Here is an 11422-nt window from a genome sequence, read left to right as displayed (position 1 = left end):
GCAGGATGACACCGTGCCCACCGCAGACTCCTCCTTCGATTCCACCACCGATCCGGCCGCGATGCGCGAGCAGTACCGTTCCGAGGCCTTCACCGAGGCCGGCATCGCCGCCGATCCGATGCAGCAGTTCGCCCGCTGGTTCCGGCAGGTCGCCGCCGGCGGCATGCTCCACGAGCCGAACGCCATGGTGGTGTCCACGGCGACCCCCGAGGGCCGGCCGTCCTCCCGCACGGTCCTGCTGAAGATGTACGACGAGCGCGGCTTCGTCTTCTTCACCAACTACGGCTCCCGCAAGGGCCGCGAACTCGCGGCCAACCCGCACGTCTCGCTGCTCTTCCCCTGGCACCCCCTGGCCCGCCAGGTCATCGTCACAGGCACCGCCGCACGCGTCGCCCGCGAGGAGACGGTCGCCTACTTCCGCACCCGCCCCCACGGCTCCCAGCTCGGCGCCTGGGCCAGCGACCAGTCCACGGTGATCGGCTCGCGGGAGGAGCTGATCCACCGCTACGAGGACCTCGCGGCCCGCTACCCGGAGGGCGAGAAGGTCCCGGCGCCCCCGCACTGGGGCGGCTTCCGCGTCGTCCCCGAGACGATCGAGTTCTGGCAGGGCCACGAGAACCGGCTCCACGACAGGCTGCGGTACGTGCGGCAGCCCGGCGAAGGCGCGTGGCGCGTCGAGCGGCTCTGCCCGTAGAGCCGCAGAGCGCAGGACCCGCCCCGGACATCGGGACCCGGCCCAGGACATGCAGAAACCCGCCCCGGACATGCAGAAACCCGCAGGCTCTGGTCCCTCCTTGCGGAGGAGCCGGCCGGACTTACCGGCGAGCCTGCGGGTCGGTGACTGCTTGGGATTGGCCGATGACCGGCCTGCACTTCAAGAGCGCGACAACGGGCGTCAGCCCGCAGTCACCTCACGAGTCCGAGAAGAAATCACTTCCGGAACACCTCCTTTCCCTACGTGTGGCTTCAGCCTAGGAAGCTCCCCGGCGCCGCACAACCGAATTAATCGGAGCCATTGATTTCGGGGAAGTCGCTGTGTGCTGGGTCACGTTCGAGTTCAATGGTCTGACGTGCGGCAATGGCGGACACGTCCTGCAGGGGGTCCGGGATGAGTGCTTCCACGAGCAGCGGGACGACCGATGCTCTCGGCCCCGACCCGATTCCCGGGGCGGAGCTGCTGGCGGCTCTCCTCGACGGGATGGACGCCGCGCTGTGCGCCTTCGACGCGGACGGGACCGTCACCCACTGGAACCGTGAGGCCGAGCGGATTCTCGGCTGGTCGGCCGGAGAGGCCGTCGGGCGGCCCGGATTCGCCGGGTGGGCCGTGCGGCGGGCGGACGCCGGTGAGGTGCAGGGGCGGCTGATGGCCGTCATGGACGCGCCCGGACGGCAGGTGCACGAGTTCGCACTGCTGCGCAAGGACGGCGGGCGGGTGCTCGTGCGGACCCAGTCGGCCGGGGTGCGCGGCGCGGACGGGAAGCCCGCCGGGGTGTACTGCGCCTTCAGCGAGGTCCATGCGCAGATCGATCTGGAACGGTCCATCGCGCTGAGCGAGGCGCTGTTCGAGGACGCGTCGTGGGGTGTCGTCCTCATGGACGTGGACCTGCGGCCGACCGTCGTCAACGCGCACGCCGCCCGAGCGCTGGGCGGTGGCCGGACGACGCTGCTGGGCCGGCCGCTCGGTGAGCTGATCGTGCAGGGCGTCGAGGACCTGGAGGGCGCCCTCCAGCACGTACTGGCCGAGGGCGCGCCGCCCGCCCCCGCCGAGCTGTGGGTGACGTTGCGTACGGGCGACGGCGACCGGCGGCGCTGCTGGCGCAGCGGATTTCTGCGGCTGGCCTCGCCGCTCGCGGAGGAGCCGGTGCCGCTGGGTGTCGGCTGGCTGTTCCAGGACGTGACGGCGGCGAAGCTGGCGGCCCAGGACGCGGACCGGGTGCGGTTCCGGTCCAGCCAGCTGCACCGGGCCTCGCGTTCGGCCGCCGAGTGCGAGGACCCGATGGAGGCGGCCACGTCGTCGCTGGACTACGCGCTCGCGGGCTTCGCCGACCATGCGCTGATCGACCTGGTGGCGGGCGAGCGGCTGGTGCGCGCGGCGGAGACGCCGTCCGACGCGCCCGGCCCGTGCCTGCCGGTGGCGGGCGGCGGCATCCCGCTGCGGTACGCGCCGGGGCACCCGGCCCTGCAGGCGGTGGACCGTACGGGGTCGGTGCGGGCCTCGGCGGGAGCCGGTTCGGCGCAGGCGGCGGGGGAGTGGGCGGCGGAGCGCCGGTGGCCGGCCGGTTCGGTGCACGCCCTGTGCGTGGTGCTGCGGAGCCGGGGACGGACGCTGGGGGTGGTGACCTTCCTGCGCGCGTCCCACCGCGCCGCCTTCGAGCGCCCGGACGCGGTGTACGCGGAGAGCGTCGCGGACCGGGTGGCGGCGTCGGTGGACCTGCACCGGGCGCTGGGGGCGATCCCGGCATGAACCGAACGGGAAGCCCTACCGGGCGCCCGCCAGGTGCTGTCGGCGGAGGCGGGTGAAGGCGCTGGGGCTGGGGCGGTGCGGGAGGAACTCCCGGATGCGCTCCGCGCATGCGCGCGGGCTCGCCGTGCCGGTATCGCACTCCACGTCGTAGTCGCCGTGGGCGTGGACCAGGTCGTACTGGAACGCGGCGAGGCCCGACGGGCGGTCGCCCCGGGCCTGCTCGCGCCGGGTGAGCTCGTCCAGCGAGCAGCGGACGCCGACGAACAGCACGCTCTCGGGCGGCAGCACCGTCAGGCAGTCGACCAGACGCCACGGCTCGCTCAGCACATGGTCGACCACGATGTCATTGCCCACCTCGGCCATGGCCGCGATCGAGCGGTGGAAGCCCATCCTGGTCCGCCGCAGCGCGGCGTCGAGCTCCTCCGCCCCGAGCTCACGCTTGCTGCGCATCGCGTTGAAGCTGTCGACCGCCAGGTGGAAGAAGACGCCGTCGTCCAGGATGTCCAGGAGCTCCCGGGCGATGCTCGACTTTCCCGAACTGGAGGTGCCGTTGAGGAAGATGATCCGACCAGATGTCATGTCGGCATGCTCGCACGGTGGCCGCTCCGGCTCCGGAGCCCGCTGACCGGTCGGTGACCGGCCGCTGACCGGCCGGCCTCAGTGCCGGTAGAAGATCCGGTCCGCGTACTCCGCCATCACACGGCCGTTCCACTCGTGGCCCCCGTCGACGTTGCCCGACCGCAGCAGCGGCGGCTCGACGCCCCGTTCCAGCAGCCCCTCCGCCGCGGCGGCCATCATCGCCTGCATGATCGCGCTGGTGACCACCGTCGACGCGGGGGCGAAGGGCGCCTCGATGCCGTCGACGTCCAGCTCCGCGTCGCCGATGGAGATCTTGCTGTCGAGGACGATGTCGCAGTGGTCCCGCAGGAACCCGCCCGAGCTGTGCCGGGACCGGGTGCCTTCCGCGTACGCGACCGAGGTGACGCCGATGACCTTCAGGCCCAGCGCGCGTGCGTTCAGCGCCATCTCCACGGGCAGGGCGTTGCGCCCGGAGAGCGAGATGATCACGAGGACGTCGCCCGCCTTCGCGGGGCTGGAGTCGAGCACCGCGCCGGCGAGGCCGTCGACCCGCTCCAGGGCGGAGCCGAGAGTCGCCGGCATGATGTCGACGCCCAGGGTGCCGGGGACGGCCAGCACGTTCATGAGGGCGAGTCCGCCCGCGCGGTAGACGACGTCCTGGGCGGCCAGCGAGGAGTGCCCGGCTCCGAAGGCGAAGAGTCTGCCGCCGGCCACGACGGCGTCGGCGATCGCGTCACCGGCCGCCGCGATGGCACCCGACTCCTCGTCGCGCACGCGCTCCAGCAGGCCGATCGCTGCGTCGAAGAACTGACCGGCCAGCTTGCTTTCGCTCATCGAGGAGGGCCTTTCCGGCGGAGTGGGGTGTCCAGGGGGCGTCCGTACCGCCGATCACGTTGCGGTCTGGACCAGTGACATGTCAATACCGCACGGGCCGTTCCCGGCCTCATCGGCGGAGCTCCTTCGGACGGTGAGGCACGGTTGTCGGCGCTATGCGTCAGAATTGGACGAGGGCCAGCGCAAGACTGCATCGAGGGGCACGAATGTCCGGACTGATCGACACAACGGAGATGTATCTCCGCACCATCCTCGAACTCGAAGAGGAAGGCGTGGTCCCCATGCGCGCCCGGATCGCTGAACGGCTGGACCAGAGTGGTCCGACCGTCAGCCAGACGGTGGCGCGGATGGAGCGCGACGGCCTGGTGCAGGTCGCGGGGGACCGGCACCTGGAGCTGACGGAGGAAGGTCGCCGGCTGGCGACCCGCGTGATGCGCAAGCACCGGCTCGCCGAGTGCCTGCTCGTCGACGTGATCGGCCTGGAATGGGAGCAGGTCCACGCCGAGGCATGTCGTTGGGAACATGTGATGAGCGAGGCCGTGGAGCGGCGGGTGCTGGAGCTGCTGCGCCACCCGACGGAGTCTCCGTACGGGAATCCCATCCCGGGCCTGGAGGAGCTGGGTGAGAAGGCCGAGGCCGACCCGTTCCTCGACGCGAGCATGGTCAGCCTGGCGGAGCTCGACCCGGGCGCCGACGGCAAGACGGTGGTGGTCCGCCGGATCGGTGAGCCGATCCAGACGGACGCCCAGCTCATGTACACGCTGCGGCGGGCGGGCGTGCAGCCCGGTTCCGTGGTCAGCGTGACCCAGTCGCCCGGCGGCGTGCTGGTCGGCAGCAGCGGCGAGGCGGCGGAGCTGGACTCCGAGGTTGCTTCGCACGTGTTCGTGGCGAAGCGCTGAGCCTCGGGCGAGCGCAGACCCGGACGAGCGCAGACCCGGACGAGTGCTGAGCCTTGGGCGAGCGCTGAACCCGGGCGAGTGGTGGAACAGGGCGAAGCTCTGAGCGCGGCGGTGCTCGGAATGTGAGCAGGCGCCGAAATGCGGGTGGCGGACGATCAGCGATTGCTGTCGTCCGTTTTCCGTTTTTCCGTCCGGAATTGCAGCGCCCGGACGGATCGCGTGCCAGGCTGTCGCGGAGGGATACCTGAGAGTGTCGGCCGTATGGCCGTGCGGTCGGGGAGGGGAGCAGGGAATGCGCCCGTCGTACTGGCATGTCCGGCCTGCGCGCCGGGGGTGGACTCCCGGAGCCCCGCAGGCCGCTCCGGCGCACGCGCCTGTGACGCGCGCCCTCGCAGCCGGATTCCGCCCAGGGACCAGTGGCCCGGAAAGAACGGATGGCCCCGGCGCCGCAAGGCGCCGGGGCCTGTCCTCCCCTGTTCCGACCTGGAGCCCCGAGCTCTCGAGGTCGGTTCCCGCGAGCCCTCATCCCCGAGTGGCCCGCCTCCCGGAGAAGATCTCCCCTCCGTGGCCGACGTCAACCCTGGGAGGCGGTCACTCGAACGAGCGGTGTTGGGTGCCGGAACCCGGTTTTCGAATAAAGGTTCGATAGTCTGGCCGACGCGACCACATGGTGATCGAGGACCAGAAGGGGGTGCAGAGCACATGGTGCGGCGCATCGATGTGACCGGAACCGACGGCGTACGCCTCGCGGCCTGGGAGTTCGCCGACCCGCCCAAGGGGCGCGCGGAGGGCGACCGCGCCGGGAGCGTCTTACTGCTCCACGGACTGATGGGCCGGGCCTCGCACTGGGCCTCCACCACCCGCTGGCTCGCCGAGCGGCACCGGGCGGTCGGCCTCGACCAGCGCGGACACGGCCGCAGCGAGAAGCCGGCCGAGGGTCCGTACACTCGCGACGCGTACGTCGCCGACGCCGAGGCCGCGATCGAACAGCTCGGCCTGGCCCCCGTCACCCTTGTCGGGCATTCGATGGGAGCGCTCACCGCCTGGCAGCTCGCCGCGAAGCGACCCGACCTCGTCAGGGCCCTGGTCATCTGCGACATGCGGGCCTCCGCACTCGGTGCGGCCTCGCAGCGGGAGTGGGAGGACTGGTTCGATTCCTGGCCGGTTCCGTTCGCCACCTTGGCCGACGTACGGAAGTGGTTCGGCGAGGACGACCCCTGGGTGGAGCGCCCCAACCCGGCCCGCGGCGAGTTCTTCGCCGAGGTGATGGCCGAGCGCGCCGACGGCTGGCGGCCCGTCTTCTCCCGCCGGCAGATGCTCACCTCCCGCGCCACCTGGGTCTTCGACGCGCACTGGGAGGAGCTGGCACAGGTCAGGTGCCCCACCCTGGTGCTCCGCGGACTGGACGGCGAGCTGGGCCGGGCGGAGGCCCAGGAGATGGTCCGGGTGCTGCCCCGGGGGCAGTACGCGGAAGTGGCCGACGCCGGCCATCTCGTCCACTACGACCAGCCGGACGGCTGGCGCGCCGCGGTCGAACCCTTCCTGGAGCAGCTCGCCGAGGACGCTCAGGACGACCGGGAGCCGGTGGCTCCGTAACGACCGGGCCCGGCCTCGGCTGCCGCGCGCCCGTCACCCCTTGCTGACCGCCGTCAGGATCTCCGGCAGCCGGTCCGCCGTGCGGGGCGCGGCGACCCGCAGCCCGCCCCAGGCGATCAGCGTCCCGTACGCGGCACCCACCGGCACCAGGAGCCACAGCCACCCCTCCGCGTCGGCGAGATGCAGCCAGACCGTCAGACCGATCACGGGTGCGCACAGCAGTGCCGCCGAGACCATGCCGCCGAGGATGGAGATCCAGGCGAGCCCGGCCTGTCCGGGGGCCACGTTCTTGAACGCGCCGTCCTGCGGGATCGAGTACGGGAAGTTCGCCGAGGCCACGGCACCCGTCGCCAGCATCGCGCCCAGCAGGGCGAACGACAGCCCCATGACCCCCGGCAGCTCTGCCCAGTCCCCGAGCACCGCCGCCGTCACGACAGTGACCAGGACCGTGTACGGGAGGGTGATCAGCAGCAAGGCCAGTGCCCGCGCCCGCAGTTCGAGGTACGCGTCACGGGTCGAGGAGATCGTCAGCGCCACCATCCAGAACGCCGAGGTGTCCTGTCCGAACTGGTTGTACATCTGGATGCCGAGCATTCCGGCGCCGAAGCAGGCGAAGTAGACCGAACCCGTGCCCTGCAGGGCGTTGAGCAGCGGCACGATCAGCCCGATCGCCAGCGCCGTCACCCAGGCGGCCTTGGTCTTCGGGTCCCGTGCGACGTACCGCAGACTGCGCTGCATCACCGTGCCGGTGCGTCCCTCGGGGAACAGCGCCCACAGGCCGGAGCCCTCCCGGCCGGACTTCCGGGCCGGTTCGGCGGCGGAGAGCGTCGAGCCGTCCGGCGCCGTCATCAGCTTCTCCAGGCTGCGCCGCCACAGCACCACCAGCAGGACCAGCGCGCCGGCGGAGAGGAGCAACTGCACGGTGGCCCGCCCGTACGCCCCCTGGGAAGCGGACTCCACGGAGCCGACCGCCGAGGCGGGCGGCAGCCAGCGCACCACGTCCGCCGCCGGGTCGAGTGCGGAGAGGCCGCCCGCCCGGCCGAGCCGCTGCACGCCGAAGTTGACGGCCTGGATCCCGACCGCGATCACCAGCCCGCTGAGCACCGCCAGATCCCGGCCCTTGCGGGAGGTCAGCAGCCGGGTGTTGGCCGTGGCGACGGCCCGCGCCAGCGCGACGCAGACCAGCAGGGTCAGCGGGCCCGCCAGGACGGCGAACACCGCCGCACCCGCCCCGTGGGCCACGGCGACCACCGATCCGGCCGCCAGGCAGAGCGTGAACAGCGGACCGATGCCGACCAGCGAGGAGACCAGCAGTGCGGTGATCAGGGGCCGGGGCCGCAGCGGCAGCATCACGAGGCGGCTCGGGTCGAGGGTCTCGTCGCCGGCGGCGAAGAAGAGCGGCATCACGGCCCAGCCGAGCGCCAGCACCGCGGCCAGCAGCACGACGAGGGAGCCCGCGTGGGCGTGGCCGCGCAGTGCGATCAGCCCGATCAGCTGGCCCAGGGCGATCAGCAGGGTGGCGACGACGGAGGCGATGTACACGGCCCGGCGGCCGGCCGACTGCCGCAGCCCGTTGCGGAGCAGGGCGAGCTTGAGCCGCACGAGGACGGGGACCAGTTCCGTACCGCCCGCCGGTCCGCTCGTGCGAGGGCCGGAGGCGGCCGGGGCGTCGAGCACGCTCATCGGGCACCGCCGAGCCAGTCCAGGGTGGCGCCGTTGTCGCGGTCGCCCGCGCCGACGAGCTCCAGGAAGGCGTTCTGGAGCGAGGACGCGTCGCCGCGGACCTGGGCGAGGGTGCCCTGGGCGCGGATGGTGCCCGCCGCCATGACGGCCACCCAGTCGCAGAGCGACTCGACGAGCTCCATCACATGGCTGGAGAAGACGACGGTCGCCCCCGACCCGGTGTAGCGCTCCAGCACCCCGCGGATGGTCTGGGCCGACACCGGGTCGACGCCCTCGAACGGTTCGTCGAGGAAGAGCACTTCGGGGTTGTGCAGCAGCGCGGCGGCGAGCCCGATCTTCTTGCGCATGCCCGTCGAGTAGTCGATGACGAGCTTGTGCTGGGCGCCCGCCAGGTCCAGGACGTCCAGCAGCTGGGTGGCCCTGCTGTCCGCCTCGTTGCCGGGCAGCCCGCGCAACCTTCCGGTGTAGCCGAGGAGTTCACGTCCCGAGAGACGCTCGAAGAGCCGCAGGCCCTCCGGCAGGACGCCGATGCGGGACTTCACCTCGACCGGGTCGCGCCAGACGTCCCGGCCGCCGATCTCGATCCGTCCCAGGTCGGGGCGGAGCAGGCCGGTGACCATGGACAGGGTGGTGGTCTTGCCGGCGCCGTTGGGGCCGACCAGCCCGATGAACTTGCCCGCGGGCAGCACCAGATCGATTCCGGCTACGGCGGTGTGGCCGCCGAAACGTTTCCACAGCCCTTCCACACGTACGGCGGGCGGAGCCGCCCGCGAGGCATCGGGCTCGACGGCCCGGTCGGCCCCGTCGGTGTCTGTCCGGTCCGGCATGCTGCACGCCCTTCGAAGTCCCCTTGGAGCGTCCGGCCGCGGGGGGACGGCGTCGCATCCCCCACGGCCGGACGCTCCTGCTTGGGGCCACCCTACGAAAGGCGGCTCCGCGCGTCGGAGGCTTCGCGCCCGCAGGCGTAGGCGAGCGGGCTGATGAGCTCGTCGACCTCGGGCAGCCAGCGGTTGATCGTGGAGGGGCTGCGGGCCCACTGCACGGCACCGGCGCCGCCGACGCGGGTCGGCGGGGCGGCGATGTAGTGGCCCTCGCCGATTCCGCGCAGCCCGATCGCCGCGGCGTCCCAGCCGACCTTCCGGACGAGGCCGTCGGCCTTGGCGGCGGCGCCGGGCAGGACGAAGAACTGCATCCGGCGGTCGGGGGTGCGGGTGACCGGTCCGAGCGGCAGGCTCATCCGCTCCATCCGGGCCAGCGCCAGGAAGCCCGCCGACTCCGGTACGTCGATCGCGTCGAAGACGCGGCCGGTCGGCAGCAGGATCGAGGCGCGCGGTTGCTGCGACCACATCCGGCGGGCCGCCGCGCCACTGCCGGTGGCCCGGCCCGCCCAGTCGGCCCGGGTCGGGTGGGCGCCGGGCGCCGCGCAGCCGGTGTCACCGCACGAGCACCGTTCCGTGCCGCCGGCCGGCTCCAGCCAGGCGCCCGGGCACACGTCCCAGTGCCGCTCCTCCGCGTACCGCACCGCGGCGTCGAGCAGTTGCTCGGCTCGCTGTTGGGGGATCTGTGCGGCTTCCATGACTCCGATGGGCTCTTCCACGCACAGCACAACTCCCGCCGCCACCTGGGGTTACGGGCTCGGCGAGTGCGGTTACGGTGCAACGCTCCCGCATACGGGGCGCATTGATGCACGTGTGGGGGCGCTCGGGAGCGACGGCGGCGGCGGGCGGGTAGCCACATACCGGAGATCCGGCACAGTTCGCTCGGCAGTCTAGGGTGCGTGCCGGGAGAAAAGGGCAGAGACGCATCAAAAGTGACCAACACGATGAATCGGCGAATTTCTCAGGCATATGTCGGGCAGTGATTCCTCAATGATCACTGCGGCCTCAGGGGGAGAAACATGGCAGCCAGGCCTCTCGTCGCACGCCAGCCGAACGAACGGCTCCAGGCGCTCATTCAGGAAGCCGGATGCTCCAACGCGGGCCTGGCCCGCCGCGTCAACATGGTCGGGGCCGAGCGCGGGCTCGACCTCCGTTACGACAAGACCTCCGTGGCCCGCTGGCTGCGCGGGCAGCAGCCACGCGGCAGGGCGCCGGGAATCATCGCCGAGGCGCTCGGCCGCAAGCTCGGCCGTACGGTCACGATCGACGAGATCGGGATGGCCAACGGCAAGAACCTGGCCTCGGGCGTCGGCCTGCAGTTCGCCCCGACGGTGATCGGCGCGATCGAGCAGGTCTGCGAGCTGTGGCGCAGCGACGTCGGCCGCCGGGACTTCCTGTCCGGTTCCGCGGTCGCGTCCTCGGCGCTGGTCGAGCCCAGCAGGGACTGGCTGATCACCGGCGCGGACCCGCAGGTCGCACGGGTGGCCGGGGCCCGGGTCGGGATGCCGGACGTCGAGGCGGTGCGGGCGACGACGGCGGCACTGGTCGACCTGGACCACCGGTTCGGCAGCGGTCATGTGCGGCCGGTCCTGGTGCACTACCTGAACAGCGTGGTCTCCGGGCTGCTCTCTGGGGCGTACCGCGAGTCGACCGGGCGGCAGCTGTTCGGAGCGGTCGCGCGGCTCACCGAGCTCGCCGGGTACATGGCGATCGACACGGGCCAACCGGGCCTCGCCCAGCGCTACTACATCCAGGCGCTGCGCCTTGCCCAGGCGGCGGGCGACCGCGCCTACGGCGGCTATGTGCTGGCCGCCTCGATGAGTCATCTCGCGGCCCAGCTCGGCAATCCGCGGGAGATCGCCCAGCTGGCAAGGGCGGCGCAGGAGGGCGCGCGCGGGCGGGTCACGCCGCGGGCGGAGGCGATGTTCTACGCGGCCGAGGCCCGGGGGCACGCGCTGCTCGGGGATGCCCGTACCACGCAGGCGGTGGCGGGCCGGGCGATGGCGGCGCTGGAGCAGGCCGACCCGGAGAGCGGTGACGATCCCGACTGGATCGTCCACTTCGACCACGCGTATCTGGCCGACGAGCTGGCGCACTGCCACCGCGACCTCGGCCAGGCGGAGGCGGCCGCGCGCCGGGCGAAGGAGGCACTGGGCGGTCTTCCGGAGTCCCGTGCCCGTCGCCGGGGCATCGGTCTGGCCCTGCTGGCCGCGGCGCAGGTGCAGCTGCGTGAGGTGGAGCAGGCCTGCCACACCGGGACGCGTGCGATGGAGCTGCTCGGCACGGTGCGCTCCAGCCGGGGCGCGGAGTATCTGGACGATCTGCAGCAGCGTCTGCTGCCGTACGGGGACGAGCCCGCGGTGCGGGAGTTCGGGGCCCGTCTGGAGCTTCAGGCGGCCTGAGGCGAGGGCGCTCCGGGGCCCGTGATCCCCGCAGGCGAGCGCGGAATCGCAAGGGCGCCCCCTTAACTGCGCCTTAAGGGCGCTGCG

At 72.3% G+C, this 11422-nt stretch carries 10 protein-coding genes; 5 read left to right on the top strand and 5 right to left on the bottom strand.

Annotation, left to right across the window (positions count from 1 at the left end):
* Window positions 1-61: 61 nt before the first annotated feature.
* Together pdxH and ACIOEW_RS12995 are read left to right on the top strand one after the other, a co-directional pair.
* Window positions 62-694, top strand: a complete 633-nt coding sequence (gene pdxH, locus ACIOEW_RS13000; protein WP_401963888.1) for a pyridoxamine 5'-phosphate oxidase — start codon at window positions 62-64, stop codon at window positions 692-694.
* A 414-nt stretch (window positions 695-1108) separates the two neighbouring features.
* Window positions 1109-2464: a PAS domain-containing protein gene (locus tag ACIOEW_RS12995; protein WP_362544002.1), complete on the top strand. Its 1356-nt coding sequence runs from the start codon at window positions 1109-1111 to the stop codon at window positions 2462-2464.
* Window positions 2465-2479: 15 nt separating this feature from the next.
* Here ACIOEW_RS12995 and ACIOEW_RS12990 read toward each other — a convergent pair whose 3' ends face one another.
* Together ACIOEW_RS12990 and ACIOEW_RS12985 are read right to left on the bottom strand one after the other, a co-directional pair.
* Complete coding sequence (locus ACIOEW_RS12990) at window positions 2480-3043, bottom strand: chloramphenicol phosphotransferase CPT family protein (RefSeq protein WP_401963637.1); 564 nt, start codon at window positions 3041-3043, stop codon at window positions 2480-2482.
* Between the two features lie 78 nt (window positions 3044-3121).
* Window positions 3122-3877 carry an SIS domain-containing protein gene (locus ACIOEW_RS12985; protein WP_362544008.1) on the bottom strand — a complete coding sequence of 252 codons (756 nt, stop codon included), beginning with the start codon at window positions 3875-3877 and terminating at the stop codon, window positions 3122-3124.
* Window positions 3878-4083: 206 nt separating this feature from the next.
* Between ACIOEW_RS12985 and ACIOEW_RS12980 the strand changes: the two genes are divergently transcribed.
* The gene (locus ACIOEW_RS12980) at window positions 4084-4776 is read left to right on the top strand and encodes a metal-dependent transcriptional regulator (protein WP_362544011.1); all 693 of its coding nucleotides are present in this window, start codon (window positions 4084-4086) and stop codon (window positions 4774-4776) included.
* A gap of 702 nt (window positions 4777-5478) precedes the next feature.
* A complete protein-coding gene (locus tag ACIOEW_RS12975; RefSeq protein WP_362544014.1) occupies window positions 5479-6372 on the top strand; it encodes an alpha/beta hydrolase in 894 nt (297 codons plus the stop codon).
* A 33-nt stretch (window positions 6373-6405) separates the two neighbouring features.
* Here ACIOEW_RS12975 and ACIOEW_RS12970 read toward each other — a convergent pair whose 3' ends face one another.
* The 3 genes from ACIOEW_RS12970 to ACIOEW_RS12960 all read right to left on the bottom strand — a co-directional run bounded on the left by ACIOEW_RS12970 (window position 6406) and on the right by ACIOEW_RS12960 (window position 9631).
* Window positions 6406-8055: a transporter gene (locus ACIOEW_RS12970; protein WP_401963635.1), complete on the bottom strand. Its 1650-nt coding sequence runs from the start codon at window positions 8053-8055 to the stop codon at window positions 6406-6408.
* Window positions 8052-8882, bottom strand: a complete 831-nt coding sequence (locus ACIOEW_RS12965; RefSeq protein ID WP_362544020.1) for an ABC transporter ATP-binding protein — start codon at window positions 8880-8882, stop codon at window positions 8052-8054. Before ACIOEW_RS12965 ends, ACIOEW_RS12970 begins: the two co-directional genes overlap by 4 nt.
* Before the next feature lie 92 nt (window positions 8883-8974).
* Window positions 8975-9631, bottom strand: coding sequence for a bifunctional DNA primase/polymerase (locus ACIOEW_RS12960; protein WP_362544282.1), 657 nt, complete (start codon window positions 9629-9631; stop codon window positions 8975-8977).
* Between the two features lie 321 nt (window positions 9632-9952).
* Between ACIOEW_RS12960 and ACIOEW_RS12955 the strand changes: the two genes are divergently transcribed.
* Window positions 9953-11335 (top strand): transcriptional regulator, encoded by a 1383-nt coding sequence (locus tag ACIOEW_RS12955; protein WP_362544023.1) that lies wholly within the window; start codon window positions 9953-9955, stop codon window positions 11333-11335.
* Window positions 11336-11422: the final 87 nt, after the last annotated feature.

Origin of the sequence: Streptomyces sp. NPDC087901, from assembly GCF_044742205.1 — a bacterium.
Taxonomy (GTDB): Bacteria; Actinomycetota; Actinomycetes; order Streptomycetales; family Streptomycetaceae; genus Streptomyces.
The sequence above is the reverse complement of the archived record's forward strand: the minus strand, read 5'-3'. Positions and strand labels throughout refer to the sequence as shown.